The sequence below is a fragment of the Rahnella sp. AA genome, from assembly GCF_002834385.1.
Taxonomy (GTDB): domain Bacteria; phylum Pseudomonadota; class Gammaproteobacteria; order Enterobacterales; family Enterobacteriaceae; genus Rahnella.
The window spans coordinates 363340-381480 of record NZ_PITQ01000003.1 but is presented as its reverse complement, the minus strand read 5'-3'; the positions used below and the strand labels follow the sequence as shown (position 1 = coordinate 381480).

General features: G+C 52.1%; 20 protein-coding genes. 12 read left to right on the top strand and 8 right to left on the bottom strand.

The genetic code is table 11. The features are described from left to right. Positions 1–197 precede the first annotated feature (197 nt). Entirely contained in the window at positions 198–1880 is a 1683-nt protein-coding gene (locus tag CWS43_RS10255; protein WP_101076838.1) for an aspartate:alanine antiporter, read from the bottom strand. Between the two features lie 327 nt (positions 1881–2207). Here CWS43_RS10255 and ybjM point away from each other — a divergent pair, with 327 nt between their 5' ends. Continuing rightward, positions 2208–2579, top strand: coding sequence for an inner membrane protein YbjM (ybjM, locus tag CWS43_RS10250; protein ID WP_101076837.1), 372 nt, complete (start codon positions 2208–2210; stop codon positions 2577–2579). A gap of 76 nt (positions 2580–2655) precedes the next feature. Here ybjM and CWS43_RS10245 read toward each other — a convergent pair whose 3' ends face one another. Then, a complete protein-coding gene (locus CWS43_RS10245) occupies positions 2656–2922 on the bottom strand; it encodes a GrxA family glutaredoxin (RefSeq protein WP_013575818.1) in 267 nt (88 codons plus the stop codon). Positions 2923–3205: 283 nt separating this feature from the next. On the opposite strand from CWS43_RS10245, the gene nfsA reads away from it, so the two are divergent. The 11 genes from nfsA to CWS43_RS10185 all read left to right on the top strand — a co-directional run bounded on the left by nfsA (position 3206) and on the right by CWS43_RS10185 (position 14329). Further along, positions 3206–3928, top strand: coding sequence for an oxygen-insensitive NADPH nitroreductase (nfsA, locus tag CWS43_RS10240; protein WP_101076836.1), 723 nt, complete (start codon positions 3206–3208; stop codon positions 3926–3928). An 18-nt stretch (positions 3929–3946) separates the two neighbouring features. Beyond that, a complete protein-coding gene (gene rimK / locus CWS43_RS10235; protein ID WP_101076835.1) occupies positions 3947–4849 on the top strand; it encodes a 30S ribosomal protein S6--L-glutamate ligase in 903 nt (300 codons plus the stop codon). Between the two features lie 149 nt (positions 4850–4998). Further along, entirely contained in the window at positions 4999–5484 is a 486-nt protein-coding gene (locus CWS43_RS10230; RefSeq protein ID WP_101076834.1) for a YbjN domain-containing protein, read from the top strand. A 436-nt stretch (positions 5485–5920) separates the two neighbouring features. Further along, entirely contained in the window at positions 5921–7030 is a 1110-nt protein-coding gene (potF, locus tag CWS43_RS10225) for a spermidine/putrescine ABC transporter substrate-binding protein PotF (protein ID WP_101076833.1), read from the top strand. A gap of 168 nt (positions 7031–7198) precedes the next feature. After that, on the top strand, positions 7199–8332 hold the full coding sequence (gene potG / locus CWS43_RS10220) for a putrescine ABC transporter ATP-binding subunit PotG (protein WP_101076832.1): 1134 nt from the start codon (positions 7199–7201) through the stop codon (positions 8330–8332). Between the two features lie 10 nt (positions 8333–8342). After that, positions 8343–9296 carry a putrescine ABC transporter permease PotH gene (gene potH / locus CWS43_RS10215; RefSeq protein WP_101076831.1) on the top strand — a complete coding sequence of 318 codons (954 nt, stop codon included), beginning with the start codon at positions 8343–8345 and terminating at the stop codon, positions 9294–9296. Further along, the gene (gene potI, locus CWS43_RS10210) at positions 9293–10138 is read left to right on the top strand and encodes a putrescine ABC transporter permease PotI (RefSeq protein ID WP_101076830.1); all 846 of its coding nucleotides are present in this window, start codon (positions 9293–9295) and stop codon (positions 10136–10138) included. The genes potH and potI overlap by 4 nt, the downstream gene beginning before the upstream one ends. A 65-nt stretch (positions 10139–10203) precedes the next feature. Further along, complete coding sequence (locus CWS43_RS10205) at positions 10204–10650, top strand: YbjO family protein (RefSeq protein WP_101076829.1); 447 nt, start codon at positions 10204–10206, stop codon at positions 10648–10650. Positions 10651–10735: 85 nt separating this feature from the next. Beyond that, on the top strand, positions 10736–11869 hold the full coding sequence (gene rlmC, locus CWS43_RS10200; RefSeq protein ID WP_101076828.1) for a 23S rRNA (uracil(747)-C(5))-methyltransferase RlmC: 1134 nt from the start codon (positions 10736–10738) through the stop codon (positions 11867–11869). Between the two features lie 338 nt (positions 11870–12207). Then, positions 12208–13503 carry an OprD family outer membrane porin gene (locus CWS43_RS10190; RefSeq protein WP_157825379.1) on the top strand — a complete coding sequence of 432 codons (1296 nt, stop codon included), beginning with the start codon at positions 12208–12210 and terminating at the stop codon, positions 13501–13503. Between the two features lie 22 nt (positions 13504–13525). Next, positions 13526–14329 carry a histidine phosphatase family protein gene (locus tag CWS43_RS10185; RefSeq protein ID WP_101076825.1) on the top strand — a complete coding sequence of 268 codons (804 nt, stop codon included), beginning with the start codon at positions 13526–13528 and terminating at the stop codon, positions 14327–14329. Here the strand turns inward: CWS43_RS10185 and fliR are convergent. The 6 genes from fliR to fliM form a co-directional block, all read right to left on the bottom strand. Beyond that, a complete protein-coding gene (gene fliR / locus CWS43_RS10180; protein WP_101076824.1) occupies positions 14326–15111 on the bottom strand; it encodes a flagellar biosynthetic protein FliR in 786 nt (261 codons plus the stop codon). The two genes, CWS43_RS10185 and fliR, sit on opposite strands and share 4 nt — an antisense overlap. 3 nt (positions 15112–15114) lie before the next feature. Beyond that, on the bottom strand, positions 15115–15384 hold the full coding sequence (gene fliQ, locus CWS43_RS10175; protein WP_015697566.1) for a flagellar biosynthesis protein FliQ: 270 nt from the start codon (positions 15382–15384) through the stop codon (positions 15115–15117). Between the two features lie 93 nt (positions 15385–15477). Beyond that, on the bottom strand, positions 15478–16278 hold the full coding sequence (gene fliP / locus CWS43_RS10170) for a flagellar type III secretion system pore protein FliP (RefSeq protein WP_232776843.1): 801 nt from the start codon (positions 16276–16278) through the stop codon (positions 15478–15480). After that, positions 16275–16712: a flagellar biosynthetic protein FliO gene (gene fliO / locus CWS43_RS10165; RefSeq protein WP_101076823.1), complete on the bottom strand. Its 438-nt coding sequence runs from the start codon at positions 16710–16712 to the stop codon at positions 16275–16277. Before fliO ends, fliP begins: the two co-directional genes overlap by 4 nt. After that, positions 16712–17128, bottom strand: coding sequence for a flagellar motor switch protein FliN (fliN, locus tag CWS43_RS10160; RefSeq protein ID WP_101076822.1), 417 nt, complete (start codon positions 17126–17128; stop codon positions 16712–16714). The genes fliO and fliN overlap by 1 nt, the downstream gene beginning before the upstream one ends. Beyond that, the gene (fliM, locus tag CWS43_RS10155; RefSeq protein WP_101076821.1) at positions 17121–18140 is read right to left on the bottom strand and encodes a flagellar motor switch protein FliM; all 1020 of its coding nucleotides are present in this window, start codon (positions 18138–18140) and stop codon (positions 17121–17123) included. Before fliM ends, fliN begins: the two co-directional genes overlap by 8 nt. Position 18141 lies beyond the last annotated feature (1 nt).

Sequence of the window (18141 nt, the reverse complement as noted above, 5' to 3'; positions counted from 1 at the left end):
TAAAAGCAGAAAAGAAAAAACCCGATAATCTTGAACCTAAAAAGGCGGGATTAACGGGCTCTCCAAATTTGGGGACTTCAAAGAAAAGCAGTGGCATAAATTAAGACTGCGACCCGCTTTAAAAGTTCGTCCGATGTGGCAAAAATTCAAAAAAATTATTGATTTTTTTTTGCTACATTAAAATTCAATGAGTTACGTCACGCACCAGGCCAGATAATGACGATTAAGGTCCCGGCAAGTGTCAATAATACGTTAGCAATTGCGTAGGTTCCTGCATAACCTAGTGCCGGAATGTTGCTGCGCGCCGTATCACTGATGATTTCCATTGCGGGTGCGCAAGTTCGTGCGCCCATGATGGCACCGAAAAGTAACGCACGGTTCATCCGCAGAACATATGCCCCAAAGATGAAGCAGATCACCACCGGTACCAGGCTGACAATCAGACCGGAAAGCAGCATTTGCCCCCCGACCGCGCCGAGGCCATTATTAATGCCTGCACCGGCACTCAGGCCAACACCCGCCATAAACACCATCAGGCCAAATTCCTTCACCATGTTCAGCGCACCTTGCGGGATATACCCGAAAGTCGGGTGGTTAGCCCGCAGGAAGCCGAGCATGATACCGGCGAACAGCAAACCCGCTGCATTTCCAATGCCAAAGCTGAAGTTTTTGAACTGGAAGGTGATAAGGCCAATCATCAGACCGACAATAAAGAAGGCGCAGAACGCCAGTAAATCGGTGAGCTGGCTGTGAACGGAAATAAAGCCGATACGTTCTGCTACGCTTTTTACGCGTTTTGCATCGCCGCTGACCTGCAATACATCGCCCTTGTTCAGCACGATGCTGTCATCGATAGGCATTTCAATCTGGCTGCGGATCACCCGGTTAAGGAAACAGCCCTGATCGGTCAGGTTTAGCTGGCTCAGGCGCTTACCGACGGCATGATTGTTTTTTACAACCACTTCTTCGGTCACGATACGCATGTCGAGCAGGTCACGGTCGAACACTTCTTTGCCGTTTCTGAAACTCGGGTCGAGGCGTGAATGGGCATCCGGATAACCGACCAGCGAGATTTCATCGCCCACCTGTAGCACCGCATCACCATCGGGCGTGGCCAAAATGCCGTTGCGACGGATACGCTCGATATAACAACCTGTCTGGCGATAGATCCCCAGTTCACGCAGGTTCTTGCCATCCGCCCAGGCGACCAGCTCCTGACCGACGCGGTAGGCGCGGATGACCGGAAGATACACTTTGCGCTTGCTGTCGGTGTCCAGGCCCCGTTCGCGCGCAATTTGCTGGGCGCTGGTGGGGAGATCCTGATGCTGCAGCTTTGGCAGATAGCGTGCGCCGAAGATCAGGCTGACCAGGCCGATGAGATAGGTCAGGGCATACCCCAGGCTCAGGTTATCGAGCTCAGGGCCCAGAATGTTATTTCCACTCATGGTGTTACGCAGCGTATCACCTGCGCCGACCAGAACCGGTGTGGATGTCATCGAACCGGCGAGCATGCCCGCAGTGAGGCCGATATCCCAGCTGAACAACCGCCCAAGCCCGAGTGCCAGCAACATGGCGCTACCGACCATCACCAGCGCGAGCATGAAGTAATTTTTGCCATCCCGGAAGAATATAGAAAAAAAGTTTGGCCCGGCTTCAACGCCCACACAAAAAATAAACAGCATAAAACCGAGGTTGAGCGCCTCAGTGTTAATACTGAAATGCTGCTGACCTAAAAGCAGTGAAACTACTAATACGCCAATAGAATTTCCAAGCTGAACGGAACCCAGGCGAATTTTCCCCAGGCAGAGACCTAATGCTAAAACCACAAATAATAACAGGATGTAATTCCCGTTTAACAAACTAGCGACGTTTATATTCACAAGGATAACTTATTGTTTACCAACAAATTCTTGATATGGGCGAATGTAAAGGATAAATTCAGAAACGGAATATTCCCACCCAGAGTAACACTGGCTTTCACCGATGCAACTGGGTGAGAAATACGTTTCGGGCGTCATTTTAGTCACAGAACGCCTGTTCAGCCAGAGAAAAGCCCGTATAAAAATTCTGAAAGCTTTTTTTGTGTTTCGCGGGACTGCGTGACACCTCAGGGAAGTGGGCCAGTAAGGCTCTGTCAGGTAAAAAGAGCGCATTCCGCGCCGTGCAGGCGGTACGCGAAATCTCGCCAACTTTAAGGAGGAAGTAAAATGGCAATTTGGCGAAAGGTGTTAGCCCCTTTAATTTGTTGCATTATATTCTTGGTTATTTTTCTTTTTTTAAAAAATGGTTGGATTATTGATCGAAGAGTCGCGCCGGGGCCGGAATATGGCCTGCTGTTATTCTTACTTCCGGGGGTTATTACTGCCCTGATTTTCCGCGGTTCGGCGATATTTTCATCTTTTGTGGGGGGAGTGGCGTCCATTCCTCTTTGCTTTTTACTGCGCATGGTGTTTTATCCGCGAGTCCGTCCGTTGGTACAGGAAGTGGCTTACGCCACCAGCGCGATATTTTGGTGTGTATTGGGAGCGATGCTTGTACAACTGCTGATCATTGCGTACCGGCAATTCAGGCAGCAATAGCCGATGATTTCAACGCAATAAAAAAGGCGCTCAGTGAGCGCCTTTTGGCTGTGTGAATCTTTGCTTTTATTACGAATCAGTTACTGAACAGCGCCAGATGTTCTTTCGCATAAGCTTCAAAATCAGTGCAGCCGCCGATATGTTTCTGATCGAGGAAAATTTGTGGAACCGTTTCAACCGGTTTGCCCACGGTTTTTTCCAGGTCGGCTTTCGTGATGCCTTCCGCATGGATATCAATGTAGCGGAAATTGAAATCATCACGTTCTTCAGTCAGTTTTTCAGCCAACTCTTTAGCGCGTACGCAATAAGGACAACCAGGACGCCCGAAAATTACTGCAAACATGGAGACTCCTTTGTTAATACCAACGAGATAAATGAAAGGGAAATGTTATTTTTGTTACTCACATCACCTTTTTGATGTCGCTACTATGCCTGTTACAAACCATAAAAAAAAGCAGGAATTACCTGTCGGTCCGATACCTTTGACCTATCTAAATGAACCGGCGGTCATTTTCTGACAGCATATATTGTTGCACCAATTGATATCGCAAGCCTTGCAAACCGTGCTCACAGCATGAATGATTGCTGCAACTGTTTTTACATTCATCCTGCTCAGGAATTTTTTAATGACGCCGACTATCGATCTTCTGCGCTCGCACCGTTCTGTTCGTGCTTTTACCGACCAGCCGGTATCTGATGAACAGCGTGAGGCGATTATCGCTGCTGCACAAGCCGCATCGACTTCCAGTTTTTTGCAATGTTCTTCGATTATTCGTGTCACCGATCCCGCTCTTCGTGAAACTCTGGTGCAATACACGGGTGGCCAAACATATGTGGCCAGTGCCGCTGAATTTTGGGTCTTCTGTGCAGATTTCAACCGCAATCAGCAGATCAATCCGCAAGCTGAACTCGGCCTGGCAGAACAACTTCTGCTTGGCTGCGTGGATACGGCGCTGATGGCGCAAAATGCGATGACGGCGGCAGAGTCTCTGGGCCTGGGCGGCGTGTTTATCGGCGGCATCCGTAATCAGGTGGAGGACGTGGTTGCTCTGCTTAAATTGCCAAAATTTGTCATGCCACTTTTTGGTTTCTGCATCGGGACACCTGCGCAGGATCATCAGGTTAAACCGCGCATGCCGCAGTCTTTAATGGTGCATGAAAACAGCTATCAGCCGGTGGACATGGCTGTGCTGGCGCAATATGACGAAGAGCTGAGCCAGTACTATCTGCAGCGTGACAGTAATGCCCGCCGGGATACCTGGAGCGCGCTGATTATACGTACTCTGAAAAAGGAACAGCGTCCGTTTATGCTGGACGCACTGCACAAGCAAGGTTGGGCAACACGCTAAACGGCGATGGAGTGTCGGATGAAAATTGCAATTCTTTCCCGTGACGGATCACTGTATTCGTGTAAACGTCTTAAGGAGGCTGCGCAGGCCCGTGGACATGAGATCGACATCATCGATCCTCTGTCTTGCTATATGAATATCAATCCTGCTGCGCCAAGCGTGCATTATCGCGGGTGTCAGCTGGATAAGTATCACGCAGTGATCCCGCGCATCGGCTCTGCCATTACGTTTTACGGCACGGCAGTGCTGCGGCAATTCGAAATGTTGGGCAGTTTTCCGCTCAACGAATCGGTCGCGATCACCCGTGCGCGCGATAAGTTGCGCTCAATGCAAATTCTGGCGCGTGAAGGTATTGATTTGCCGATCACCGGTTTTGCCAATGCGCCCGATGATACTTCCGACCTGATTGCACTGGTGGGGGGCGCACCGCTGGTGGTTAAACTGGTGGAAGGCACACAGGGGATCGGCGTGGTACTGGCGGAAACCCGTCAGGCGGCGGAAAGTGTGATCGACGCTTTTCGGGGTCTGAATGCGCATATTTTGGTGCAGGAATATATTCGTGAGGCCGAAGGGCGCGATATCCGCTGTCTGGTGGTGGGGCGCAAAGTGGTTGCCGCCATTGAACGTCAGGCGAAACCGGGTGATTTTCGTTCGAATCTTCATCGTGGCGGAACGGCGACGAATGTGAAGATCACACCACAGGAAAAAGATATTGCCGTGAAAGCCGCGCAGACTCTGGGGCTCGACGTCGCCGGTGTCGATATTTTACGTGCCCACCGCGGGCCGCTGGTGATGGAAGTGAATGCATCGCCTGGCCTGGAAGGTATTGAAACGACAACGGGTTTGGATATTGCCGGGATGATGATCGACTATATCGAACAAAGAGCGCGTCCCGGATTCCGTCTGAAATCTGGCGGTTAAATCTTAATTTCGGGCACTAATGTGCATCAAACGGCCATTGATCGTAGCGCTGGCAGGGAATATTCCGTAAGCTATGACCCCCTTCGTAAGGCTGATAATGCGACGAAGGGGGGTGTTTTTTTCGTTGTGTTGAACTCGTGAGGCATTTTATGGATTCGCTCATCGTCCCTGATTTGGCGCTGCTGCGGCGCTGGCTGGATCAGCTGGGCATCTCTTTTTTCGAGTGTGATTCCTGTCAGGCTCTCCATTTGCCGCATATGCAGAATTTTGATGGCATTTTTGATGCCAAACTCGATATCGTGGACAACGTGATTTTATTCTCTGCGCTGGCTGAAGTGAAACCGACGGCGTTGATCCCGCTGGTGGCTGATTTAAGCTCAATCAATGCCAGCTCGCTGACCATCAAGGCATTCGTTGATATTCAGGATGACAATCTTCCTAAACTGATTGTTTGCCAGTCGCTGACCATTGCCGTGGGCGTCACCGAAGAGCAGTTTGCTTTCTTCCTGCAACAGGCAGAAGAGCAAATGTCGATGATTATTCTTGAAGCGCATGCCAATGACCTGCTGTTTCTGGGTGATGATGATGAAGAAGGTACGCCGGTCACTGCCGTGAACGTGCCATTGTTACATTAATACCGGTCGGGCATTTTCCGGTATTCATTTCCCCCTCTGAAGATCCTTTCCTGCGAGCCGTGTCTGTTGCGGCTCCGCTGCCTTTATTCTCTTTCGCCATAAGTTATGCTGCATTTGTGCCAGTGTTGCCGGATATTTCACTTTGTTAAAAGGCAAAATGCCAGACGGTATAGAGCAAATCTGCATAAATAATCGATAAACGCCGGTTTTGTCTCAGGAGGCTGGTACACAGGGGTTGCAGGCGCTATGCTTCTGACTCTGCATCAAGCGTGATTACGTCGTAAAACCAAACGGTTAATTCGCAGGCAGCGTATGCGTCAACGTTGAATGCCTATTCACATTCGTGGACGGCAGTTGGCCTTAGTGTGAAAGGTTTTGTATCAGCTTGAGTGATACAAATTCAATTTATATTCCCCTGTCTTGGAGGTAGTAACGGATGTTCACCCTGCGTAAAAAGTGGTTATCGGGTGTTGTCGCCGGTCTGGTTATGGCCGCGTCCGTCACAGCGTCTGCGGAAGAAAAAACGCTGCATATCTATAACTGGTCCGATTATATCGCGCCAAACACCGTGCCAGATTTCCAGAAGGAAACCGGCATTAAAGTGGTTTACGACGTCTTTGACTCTAACGAAGTGCTGGAAGGCAAACTGATGGCCGGCAGCACCGGTTTTGATCTGGTGGTGCCTTCGGCCAGTTTCCTCGAGCGCCAGCTGACAGCCGGTGTTTTCCAGCCGCTGGATAAGAGCAAACTGCCAAACTACAAAAACCTCGATCCTGACTTGCTCAAAATGGTTGCGCAGCATGATCCGGGCAATAAATATGCGATTCCATATCTTTGGGCGACTACCGGCATCGGCTATAACGTTGATAAAGTGAAAGCGGTGTTGGGTAAAGATGCGCCGGTAGACAGCTGGGATCTGGTGCTTAAACCGGAAAACTTAGAGAAACTGAAAAGCTGCGGTGTTTCATTCCTCGACGCACCGGCAGAAATTTACGCTACTGTGCTTAATTACCTGCACCTGGATCCGAACAGCACCAAAGCGTCGGATTACACCGGCGCAGCCAACGATCTGCTGCTGAAACTGCGTCCGAACATTCGTTATTTCCACTCTTCCCAGTACATCAACGATCTGGCCAACGGCGACATTTGTGTGGCGATTGGCTGGGCGGGCGATGTGATGCAGGCGTCTAACCGCGCGAAAGAAGCGAAAAACGGCGTGAACGTGGCGTACAGCATTCCGAAAGAGGGCGCGCTGGCATTCTTCGACGTCTTCGCGATTCCGGCCGATGCTAAAAATCTCGACGAAGCGTATCAGTTCCTCAACTACCTGATGGAACCGAAAGTGATCGCGCAAATCAGTAACACCGTTTACTACGCGAGCGGCAACAAAGCGGCTACGCCACTGGTGAATGAAGATGTGCGCAATAACCCGGGCATTTATCCACCGGCAGATGTGCAGGCTAAACTCTTCAGCCTGAAAGTTCAGGATCCGAAGATTGACCGTGTCATCACCCGTTCGTGGACGAAAGTCAAAACCGGCAAGTAGTACCCGTTTTAGAAAAGGTCAGGAAGACTACAGCGGCTCCGCACAATCACTGCGGGGCCGCTGGCATTTTGTTCCAGGCCGCTTTTGGGTATAGAGATCAGGCACTTTTTCCCCTGACTGTTATGCTTATTTGATACTGCTTCATTTTGATACCGGAGATTTCTCTGAGTGAACGACGCCATTCCCCGCCCTCAGCCTAAGTCCCAGAAAGGCTTCACGCCTTTGCTGGAGATACGCAATTTAACCAAGTCTTTTGACGGCCAGGCCGCCGTGGATGATGTCAGCCTGACCATCTATAAAGGGGAGATTTTCGCACTGCTCGGCGCGTCCGGCTGTGGGAAATCGACACTTTTGCGCATGCTGGCCGGTTTTGAGCAGCCCACGCAGGGGCAGATTGTGCTCGATGGCGTGGATCTCTCGCAGGTGCCGCCGTATCAGCGCCCGATCAACATGATGTTCCAGTCCTACGCGCTGTTCCCGCATATGACGGTCGAACAAAACATCGCGTTCGGGCTTAAGCAGGACAAACTGCCGTCGGCGGAAATCAAAAGCCGCGTGGCGGAAATGCTGACGCTGGTTCACATGCAGGAATTCGCTAAACGTAAACCGCATCAGCTTTCCGGCGGTCAGCGCCAGCGCGTGGCATTAGCCCGCAGCCTGGCAAAACGGCCAAAATTATTGCTGCTCGACGAACCGATGGGCGCGCTGGATAAAAAATTGCGTGACCGCATGCAACTCGAAGTGGTCGATATTCTTGAGCGCGTCGGCGCGACCTGTGTGATGGTGACACACGATCAGGAAGAGGCCATGACCATGGCGGGGCGTATTGCCATCATGAACCGCGGCAAGTTTGTGCAGATCGGCGAGCCGGAAGAAATTTACGAGCACCCGACCAGCCGCTTCAGCGCCGAATTTATCGGCTCAGTGAACGTGTTTGAAGGCGTGCTGAAAGAACGTCTGGATGATGCGTTAGTGCTGAGCTCTCCGGGGCTGTTGCACCCGCTGAAAGTCGACCAGGATGTTTCGGTGGTGGACGGTGTGCCGGTGTTTGTCGCGCTACGTCCGGAAAAAATCATGCTCTGCGAAGAGGTGCCGGAAGACGGCTGCAACTTTGCGGTGGGTGAGGTCGTGAACATCGCCTATCTGGGTGACCTGTCGATTTATCACGTCAAATTGCACAGCGGCCAGATGATTACGGCGCAATTGCAAAACGGTCACCGTTTCCGCAAAGGCATGCCGACCTGGGGCGACGAAGTGCGTCTGTGCTGGCAAGCCGACAGCTGTGTTGTGCTGACGGTTTAAGGGGACGACAATGTCTGTGATCTCTGAAGTGACAACCGCTAAACCTCCGGGCGGATTCAAAGCCCTGACTGGCCGCCTGCAACAACGTCATGGTCGCAAGCTGGTGATCTTGCTGCCGCTGGTGTGGTTCCTGCTGCTGTTTTTATTGCCGTTTTTAATCGTCTTTAAAATCAGTTTTGCCGAGATGGCGCGCGCCATTCCGCCGTATACCGATCTGGTCACCTGGTCAGACGGCATGCTGGATATCGCGCTCAATATCGGTAACTACATCGGATTAACGCAGGATCCGCTGTACATCGATGCTTATCTGCAATCGCTGGAAGTGGCCGCCATTTCCACGATTCTGTGCCTGCTTATCGGCTATCCGCTGGCCTGGGCTGTGGCGCACAGCAGCAAATCAATGCGTAACATTTTGCTGTTACTGGTGATCCTGCCGTCGTGGACATCATTCCTGATCCGCGTTTACGCCTGGATTGGCATTCTCAAAGACAACGGCGTGCTGAATAACGTGCTGCTCTGGCTGCACGTCATCGATCAGCCGCTGGTGATTTTGCACACCAATCTGGCTGTGTATATCGGGATTGTTTATTCGTATCTGCCGTTTATGATCCTGCCGATTTACACCGCGCTGACCCGCATGGATTACTCGCTGGTGGAAGCGGCGTCCGATCTCGGTGCGCGGCCAATGAAAACCTTCTTCAAAGTGATTATGCCCCTGACCAAAGGCGGGATTATTGCGGGTTCCATGCTGGTCTTTATCCCTGCGGTCGGCGAGTACGTGATCCCTGAACTGCTCGGTGGCCCGGACAGCAACATGATCGGACGCGTGTTGTGGCAGGAATTCTTCAACAACCGCGACTGGCCGGTGGCCTCTGCGGTGGCGGTGGTCATGTTATTGCTGCTGATCATGCCGATCCTGTGGTTCCAGAAATACCAAAATAAAGACCTGGGAGAAAAAGAATGAATCAGTTACCGGTTGTTCGTTCGCCGTGGCGAATTCTTATTCTCGTACTCGGCTTTACGTTTTTGTATGCGCCGATGCTGATGCTGGTTATTTATTCGTTTAACAGCTCCAAGCTTGTTACGGTCTGGGCGGGCTGGTCTACCCGCTGGTATACTCAGCTTTTCCACGATTCTGCGATGATTAGCGCGGTGGGAATGAGCCTGACGATTGCCACGGCGGCCGCCACCATGGCTGTGATTGTCGGTACGCTGGCGGCGGTCGTGATGGTGCGCTTCCAGCGTTTTCGTGGTTCGACGGGTTTTGCGTTTATGCTGACCGCACCGCTGGTTATGCCCGATGTGATCACCGGTCTGGCGCTGCTGCTGCTGTTTGTGGCGATGGGGCACGCCTTTGGCTGGCCGGCTGAGCGCGGCATGTTCACCATCTGGCTGGCGCATGTGACGTTTTGTAGCGCTTACGTTGCCGTGGTGGTGTCGGCGCGATTACGTGAACTGGATCGTTCCATCGAAGAAGCTGCGATGGATTTAGGTGCAGGGCCGGTGAAAGTTTTCTTCATCATTACGCTGCCGATGATCCTGCCTGCGTTAGTTTCCGGCTGGCTGCTGGCGTTTACGCTGTCACTCGACGATCTGGTTATCGCCAGTTTTGTCGCCGGGCCGGGAGCCACGACATTGCCAATGCTGGTCTTCGCCAGCGTGCGTATGGGCGTTAACCCGGAAATCAACGCACTGGCGACGCTTATCCTGCTGGTCGTGGGCATCATCGGTATGATTGCGTGGTGGTTTATGTCCAGAGCCGAGAAGCAGCGGATTAAGGATATCCAGCGCGCAGCACGTAGCTAAATATAAGATCATTTTCAGGGCGGATTTTTCCGCCCTGAACGTAAATGGAGAGCCCAAACGGATTTATGAAACTGGCATTTATCCCTGTTCCCGTCATGATTGCAGCCTCGGCGATTGTTGCCACGCGCTGTCTTGAGTTTATTTTGCTGTTTGACGCCATGGGTTTTTCAGGGCTGATGAGCTTTATCGAAGTCAGCGCAGAGTCGTGGCTGAATTGTTTTATCCTGCTGGCGAGCCTGCTGATTGTGCTGACTGAATGCCGCGCAGCGTACGCGATGATGCGTGCACGCATCTGGGGGCGCAGGGCGTTTATCGGCTGCCAGGTGATTGTCGTGGGTTATATGCTGCTGGCGTCTTTCGAATGGTTCGGGCCGCGCATTTTTCGTTTTGATGTCGAAACACAGGGCGAGTTTCTCACCGCGCTGCTGGTACAAAAAATCCCCGATATTGTGGTTCTGCTTCTGCTTTTCGTGCCAGCCAGCAGCCGCCGCTACTTTGCCAGACGTAAATAGCCCTTCGCGCAGATGAGCCTTTCAGGCCGCGTGGTGATACACTGCGCGCCAGATTTTCCCCGTACTCGATGACCGGAACTTTTTCATGCACTGCGCACTTTATACCGCCGGAACCTGCCGCTCATGTCAGTGGCTCGACACACCTTATTCGCAACAACTAGCCGATAAACAGCGGGATTTGCATAACCTGCTGGAGGGTCTGCCGGTCGGGGAATGGCGTGAACCGGTGACCGGGCAGGAAAGTGCCTTTCGTAATAAAGCAAAAATGGTGGTCAGCGGCAGCGTGGAGCGCCCGTTGCTCGGCATGTTACACCGCGACGGCACGCCGGTAGATTTATGCGAATGTCCGCTGTATCCGGCCAGTTTCCCGGCCGTTTTTTCCGTGCTCAAAACCTTTATCGCCCGTGCGGGTCTGACGCCGTACAACGTGGCGCGCAAGCGTGGCGAACTGAAGTTCCTGTTGCTGACCGAAAGCCAGAAAGATGGTGGCATGATGCTGCGTTTTGTTCTGCGTTCAGAAACGAAGCTTGCCCAGCTGCGCGCTGCGCTGCCGTGGCTGCAACAGCAATTGCCGCAACTGACCGTGATATCTGCCAATATCCAGCCGGTGCATATGGCAATCCTCGAAGGTGACATCGAAATATCGCTGACGGACGTACAACGTCTGGAAGAAGAATTTAACCATGTGCCGCTGTTTATCCGCCCGCAAAGCTTCTTCCAGACCAATCCGCAGGTTGCTGAGCGGCTTTACGCCACCGCGCGTGACTGGGTGCAGGAGCGCGGCAATATTGCCAGTATGTGGGATTTATTCTGCGGCGTCGGCGGTTTTGGCCTGCATTGCGCCACGCCAGAGATGAAACTGACCGGCATCGAAATCAGCGCGGAAGCCATCGCCTGTGCGAAAGAATCTGCCAGCCGTCTGGGGTTGAAAAACGTCGAGTTTCAGGCACTGGATTCCACCGGCTTTGCGACCGGGAAAGGCGAGGTTCCGGATCTGGTTCTGGTGAATCCGCCACGGCGCGGGATTGGTAAAACTTTGTGCGACTATCTGAGCCAGATGTCACTCGACACCATTTTGTATTCCAGTTGCAATGCGCAGACGATGGCGAAAGATCTGGCGTTGTTGCCGGGTTATCGTATCCGCCGTGTCCAGCTTTTCGACATGTTCCCGCATACCGCACATTACGAGGTGATGGCGCTGCTGACGCGGGAAATATAATCCAGTTAATAAGCTGATAGTATTACTTTTCTGTATTATCGGCTTATCCAAAATGGGAATATCAATAATCTGGCTGTTAATTTCATTGAGTATTCGGAAAATCTTTATACCGTACCGGATAAAGTTGATACGATTCACAAAAGCTTCTTTTAATTTTTTAAATCATCCTGCCGCATTGTTTTTTATTTTTAAACCCGTTATGTTTGCTCCCGGATTGTTACTGCATCAGCAGGCAAAACCTGAACTGAATTTCCCGCTTCACGGGGATATCGGCTCAGGTTTTTTTTTGCTTTTTATAAATGCACCCTGAAACATTTTTGTCTGATGGAAAATTGGCTATGGAAAAGCACGCTCTGGCACTGGTTACCGGCATTCTTTGTTCACCTGCGATGGTTTTCGCCGGTGTTGATGATCTCGCAGAAACACGCTTTATAAAAAACAGCTCGCTCGATTTAGGAACGCACAATATATGGAAATATCTTGATGAGGGTGAAACAGATAAACGCAATATTCATTCTGCGTGGGGGCAGGGATTTGCGCTGGATTATAAGTCCGGCTATTTAGCGGATTTTATAGGTGTGGATGCTTCTTATTATGGTGTGATTAAACTGGCGGCTGCGGATAACTTTGCGTCAAGAGGTATTTTGTATGACGACGGCGGCCAGGCCAAAGGTTTTAATAAACTTGGCCAGTTTTTTGGTAAAGCGAAATTTTCGGAGTCAGGCGTTCAAGGCAATCTTTATGGCGGCTGGAAACTCATCAAGCTGGGCGTACTGACCACGTCAATGCGCGCCGCGCCCAACACCTACAACGGCTGGAGCGGTGACCTCACGTATGACGCGTACCGCCTGCGGCTGGCGTATCTGACCAAATCGCTGAACCGTGATTCACCGGATAAAGTAAATTTCATGACCAGCGATGGCAAAGAGATTGATTCCATTTATACCGGTGATGTTCAGTTCAAAACTGACAATATGGCGGCGCTTTATTTCTACGGTGAAAGTGAAGACTATTTGCGTAGAAACGGATTTGAGCTGAACCTGAAGCAAAATAAAACGTTGTCCTACGGCGTGCAGATTTATATGACGCAGGCGTTGGATAAATGGGACAGCATGGTGAACAGCAAAAAGGATTTCGATCATCGCGCCAATCATTATGCGGCGGACGTGACGTGGAAATATAACGGCTGGACGACAAAAGGCGGGCTGGCTTATACCGATGCGAATAAAGAAGGCGGGATCGGTATGTATCCCCGCCATATGAGTAAAAACTCGCGCGGCACGTTTAATTCCATGACAACGGCCGGGCTGGATTATATGCGCGATGAGGAAAAGGTATTGTCGCTGGATGTCGGCTACCACATCACGCCGGAAGTGGTATTGGGTATCAATACGCATTACGGTTTTCTTGATTTTCAAGGGCAGCCGGTAAAGGAAGGGGAATTCAACGTGTATACCCTGTGGAAACCGGCATCGAAAAAACTCAAGGACTTATCGGTTTTCGCCATGATTGGGCCGGGCAGAACTTATGAGCATAAAGGCACCGCACCGATTGTCGATCATCACGGGAATATTAAAAGTGCTGACAGTTTTGCGGCGGAATTTCGTCTGGATTACAAATTCAATATATTTTGATTAACACACATAAAAGGAAGTAATGATGAAAAGTACGCTCTGGAAGACACTGGTTGCATTTTTACTCTTCGGCTTTATCACTGCGCGGGCCGCACCTGTGCCGGCATCGTCGGTACAGGTGACTGCGCAAAGCGGAACCGTCACATTTTACGTCACGCGTCACGGCAAAACCCTGTTTAACACGGTGCACCGCGTGCAGGGCTGGTCGGATACGCCATTAACCGCCGCCGGGGTTTCCGTGGCGGAAGATCTGGGGCGCGGCCTGAAAGGCATTCCTTTTGTCGCCGCGTATTCCAGCGACTCAGGACGCGCCCGTCAGACGGCAAAAATCGTGCTGGCCTCAGCCGGACAGACAATGCCGGTGGGGGAGGATGAGCGCCTGCGCGAAACGTTTTTCGGCAGCTATGAAGGTGAACATGAATCGGTGATGTGGGAACCCGTGGCAAAGAAACTCGGCTTTGCGGATTTCGCGTCCCTGACGCAGGGGTTGTCAAAAGGGCAGATAAGCCTGAAAAACATGATGGATACGCTGGCCGCCGTTGACCCTTCGCACACCACCGAAAATGCCGCACAGGTGAAGGCGAGAATGCAGGCCGCACTGAATGACATCGCCCGGAAAACCCGTGCACAGGGCGGCGGTAACGTTCTGATTGTGTCGCACGGTATGGCGATTATGGCGATGCTGGAAGGCATGACGCCTGAAGAAAACCTGCGCGCGCCTTTGCAAAACGCCAGCGTCACGGTGATCGCTGACAAAGACGGTAAATTCACCGTTGGCAAAGTCGGGGATATGCAGTTTGTGGAGAAAGGGACGTTACAGAACTAATCCGCCGCAAACTGGTTCATGATCAGTACCAGTTTATCGAGTATTTCACTGTACAGATGCTCGCTGAACGGCGCGAGCATCGGCATCATCAGGCTGATAGCCAGAATGCCGATACTGAGCGTCAGCGGGAAGCCGATGACGAAAACGGAAAGCTGAGGGGTAACACGGTTTAATAACCCGAGCGCCATGTTGAGCGTCAGCAGCAGGGTAATAATGGGTAATGCCAGCATCATCCCGCTGCTGAATACGATACTCCCCCCTTTTGCCACCGCCATAAACCCTTCGGCGTTTACCGGGTTCGGGCTGATGGGAAGGGTATGGAAGCTGTCGGCGAGCAGGGAAATCAGCCACAGATGGGCGTTGAAGCTCAGGAAAAGCAGGACGGCCAGGAGGTTCAGAAACTGCGCCAGAAGCGGGGTGTTCAGGCGGTTGCTGGGGTCGTAAAACGTTGCAAATGAAATCCCCATCTGCAAACCCATGATTTCGCCCGCCATACGTATTGCCGCAAACGCCAGCTGCATGGTGATGCCCAGCGCAGTGCCGATCATAATCTGCTGCATCGCCAGCCACAGGGCGGGTGTGGAAAATATCGGGGTATCGACAGGTGGCAGCGAGGGCGCGATCAGAAACGTGATCATCATGCCGAGCCCGAGTTTTACCCGGTTCGGTACGGTTTTTTCACTGGTAATGGGCGCTGTGCTGATGAGAGCCAGAATCCGCAGCAAAGGCCAGAAATACATACTCAGCCATCCGGCTAACTGCGTGCTGTCGAAGGAAACCATAGATTAACCAATGATATACGGCAGGTTAGTAAACAGCGTACGGATGTAATCGAGTAACAGATTGAGCATCCACGGGCCTGCGATCACGATAGTTGCCACAACAGCCAGGATTTTAGGGATAAAAGACAGCGTTTGTTCGTTGATCTGCGTGGCCGCCTGCAACAAGCTGACGATAAGCCCGGTGACCAGCGCCGCGAGCAACAAAGGTGCGGCGACGGCTAACGCCACTTTCATCGCTTCGTTGCCCAATGCCATTACCGATTCTGGAGTCATTGCATAGTTCTCATAAAGAAGATGGTTTAGCTCCCTCCCCTGCGAAGGGGAGGAGCAAGACGCCCATCAAGTCAGGCAGGTTTACTGATGGAATTAACTATAAAAACTCTGGGCCAGCGAACCTAACAGCAGCTGCCAGCCGTCGACCAGCACGAACAACATCAGCTTGAAAGGCAATGAGATGGATGCCGGTGGAACCATCATCATACCCAACGCCATCAGCACGCTGGCGACAACCAGGTCGATAATCATAAATGGAATGAATACGGTGAAGCCGATCTGGAAAGCAGTTTTCAGCTCGCTGGTGACGTATGCCGGGAGCAAAATACGCATCGGCACGGCCTCTGGGCCGGCCAGTGGTGCGACATTCGCGAGACGTGCATACAGCGCGAGGTCACTTTCACGGGTCTGGCGCAGCATGAACTGGCGCAACGGCTGGGCACCTTTGTCCATCGCATCCTGCATAGTAATTTTGTTTTCCGTAAACGGCTGATAGGCATCACTGTAGATTTTATCGAATACCGGTGCCATGACGAAGAATGTCAGAAACAGGGCAAGGCCCAGCAGCACCTGGTTTGGCGGTGCAGACGGCGTACCCAGCGCATTTCGCAACAGGCCCAGAACGATAATAATTCGGGTGAAACTGGTGCACATCAGCAGCATCGCCGGAAGCAGCGTCAGCGTGGTGATGAAGACCAGAGTCTGAATAGGCAAAGACCAGTTCTGCGTGCCGTTAGCCATCTGCTGGCTGATGATGCCAGGCAGTTGTGCGAAAGCAGCCGGGCTGATTAACAACAGCGACGGCAGGCACAGTAGGGTAAGCAGGCGGGCAGGGCGCTGTCGGACAGCGGTAAGAACAGTTTTCAACGATGTGTTCACGACGGACAGAGTCATGCCTGCTTTCCTGGACGTTTCAATATTTTTTGCATGAGCTGGCGGAAATCAGCCGGCTGATGATTTGTGTTGCCCGCATCCGGCGTTTGTTCAACCGGAGGTGCGCTTAATGTATGCAGCGGGGTGATGTTTTGCGCCGTCACACCCAGCACCAGCCAGGTATTGTCCACTTCAACGATCACCACTTTCTCACTGCGGCCAACCTGAACGCTGGCGGTCACCTTAAGCAGCTTGTTATTTTTTGACTGCGGCGCGAAACCTGCACGCTTAATAACCCAGCCGATAAACAGGATCAGCAGCAGAATGCCGCCCAGCACGGTGCTGACTTGCGTCAGGACTGAACCGGCAGGCATGGCCTGAGGCGATACCTGCGTGGTGGCATGGTTTACCGGGCCGGAAATGTACGGAGAATCCGTCGCGGCATTCTGGCTCATCAGCGGCTCAGGCGACGCATGCGTTCAGACGGTGTGATGATGTCGGTGATACGCACGCCGTATTTATCAGCGACGACAACCACTTCACCCTGAGCAATCAGATAGCCATTAATCAGAATATCCAGCGGCTCACCGGCCAGGCCGTCCAGCGCCACCACAGAGCCCTGCGAAAGACGCAGAAGTTCTTTGATGGTCATTTTTGTGCGGCCTAATTCCACAGTCAGTTTCACCGGAATATCGAGGATCATATCGATATCCTGCAAACTGCCTGCTCCGTCCTGGGCACCCAGCGCGGCGAAAACACCGTCAGTTGACGCTTTCGCGCCACCCGCAGACTGTTGTTCGTTAAACGCATCAGCCCATAAATCGTCAACGTTATCCGATCCGGCGTCAGACGGTTTATTGGTGTCACTCATGGGGCTGTTCCTCATCTAGAGAATTTAAAATTGGGTTGATCAAATGTTCAACGCGCAGGGCGTATTGTTCGTTTAAGGTACCGTACTGACTGGTCAGTACCGGGACGCCATCAACGTGGGCAATCAGGCGATCGGGCTTTTCAATCGGCAGTACATCGCCGGGTTGCAGTTTCAGAATCTGAGACAGGCGCAGCGGGATTTCGACGAAATTCGCGACCAGCTCCAGTTCGGACTGCTGAACCTGATGCACCAGATTTTCACGCCACTGGCTTTCTTCATGACGGGAGTTTTCCACCGGCGGATTGGTCAGTAACTCACGCAAAGGTTCGATCATGCTAAACGGAATACAGATATTGAAATCACCGCTCAGCGCACCGATTTCCACATGGAACGGCGTGGTGACCACGATATCGTTCGGGGAAGAGGTGATGTTGGTGAACTTGATCTGCAACTCGGCACGAACGTATTCAACACTCAGTTTGTAGACACCGCTCCAGGCATCTTCATAGGCATCCAGTGCCAGCGTCAGCATGCGCTTAATCACGCGTTGCTCGGTGTGGGTGAATTCACGCCCCTCGACTTTTGTCGGGAAGCGCCCGTCACCGCCAAACAAGTTATCGACCGCGATAAAGACCAGGCTTGGTGCAAACACAAACAGGGCAGTACCACGTAAAGGTTTCAGGTGGATCAGGTTCAGGTTAGTCGGCACCGGTAAGTTGCGTGCAAACTCATGGTATGGCTGGATCTTGATCGGCCCTACCGTAATATCCGGGCTGCGGCGTAACAGGTTAAATAACCCCATACGGAAATGACGGGCAAAACGCTCGTTAATGATTTCCAGCGCCTGTAACCGCTCACGAACAACGCGGCGCTGCGTCGTGGGGTCAAAAGGTTTTACATCATCGCCAGACCCGGAGGTCTGGGGAGCAGGAGACGCCCCTTCGGGTGCGCTGTCACTGTCACCATTGAGCAGCGCGTCGATCTCGGCCTGTGAAAGTATGCTGTCGCCCATA

What these genes read in the sequence shown, in the direction of transcription:
- CWS43_RS10245 (WP_013575818.1), bottom strand. Translation starts at nt 2,922, where the DNA reads ATGTTTGCAGTAATTTTCGGGCGTCCTGGTTGTCCTTATTGCGTACGC.
- fliM (WP_101076821.1), bottom strand. Translation starts at nt 18,140, where the DNA reads ATGGGCGACAGCATACTTTCACAGGCCGAGATCGACGCGCTGCTCAAT.
- CWS43_RS10205 (WP_101076829.1), top strand. Translation starts at nt 10,204, where the DNA reads ATGAAACTGGCATTTATCCCTGTTCCCGTCATGATTGCAGCCTCGGCG.
- rimK (WP_101076835.1), top strand. Translation starts at nt 3,947, where the DNA reads ATGAAAATTGCAATTCTTTCCCGTGACGGATCACTGTATTCGTGTAAA.
- potF (WP_101076833.1), top strand. Translation starts at nt 5,921, where the DNA reads ATGTTCACCCTGCGTAAAAAGTGGTTATCGGGTGTTGTCGCCGGTCTG.
- ybjM (WP_101076837.1), top strand. Translation starts at nt 2,208, where the DNA reads ATGGCAATTTGGCGAAAGGTGTTAGCCCCTTTAATTTGTTGCATTATA.
- CWS43_RS10185 (WP_101076825.1), top strand. Translation starts at nt 13,526, where the DNA reads ATGATGAAAAGTACGCTCTGGAAGACACTGGTTGCATTTTTACTCTTC.
- potH (WP_101076831.1), top strand. Translation starts at nt 8,343, where the DNA reads ATGTCTGTGATCTCTGAAGTGACAACCGCTAAACCTCCGGGCGGATTC.
- fliN (WP_101076822.1), bottom strand. Translation starts at nt 17,128, where the DNA reads ATGAGTGACACCAATAAACCGTCTGACGCCGGATCGGATAACGTTGAC.
- fliO (WP_101076823.1), bottom strand. Translation starts at nt 16,712, where the DNA reads ATGAGCCAGAATGCCGCGACGGATTCTCCGTACATTTCCGGCCCGGTA.
- CWS43_RS10230 (WP_101076834.1), top strand. Translation starts at nt 4,999, where the DNA reads ATGGATTCGCTCATCGTCCCTGATTTGGCGCTGCTGCGGCGCTGGCTG.
- nfsA (WP_101076836.1), top strand. Translation starts at nt 3,206, where the DNA reads ATGACGCCGACTATCGATCTTCTGCGCTCGCACCGTTCTGTTCGTGCT.
- potI (WP_101076830.1), top strand. Translation starts at nt 9,293, where the DNA reads ATGAATCAGTTACCGGTTGTTCGTTCGCCGTGGCGAATTCTTATTCTC.
- fliR (WP_101076824.1), bottom strand. Translation starts at nt 15,111, where the DNA reads ATGGTTTCCTTCGACAGCACGCAGTTAGCCGGATGGCTGAGTATGTAT.
- rlmC (WP_101076828.1), top strand. Translation starts at nt 10,736, where the DNA reads ATGCACTGCGCACTTTATACCGCCGGAACCTGCCGCTCATGTCAGTGG.
- fliQ (WP_015697566.1), bottom strand. Translation starts at nt 15,384, where the DNA reads ATGACTCCAGAATCGGTAATGGCATTGGGCAACGAAGCGATGAAAGTG.
- fliP (WP_232776843.1), bottom strand. Translation starts at nt 16,278, where the DNA reads ATGACTCTGTCCGTCGTGAACACATCGTTGAAAACTGTTCTTACCGCT.
- CWS43_RS10190 (WP_157825379.1), top strand. Translation starts at nt 12,208, where the DNA reads ATGGAAAAGCACGCTCTGGCACTGGTTACCGGCATTCTTTGTTCACCT.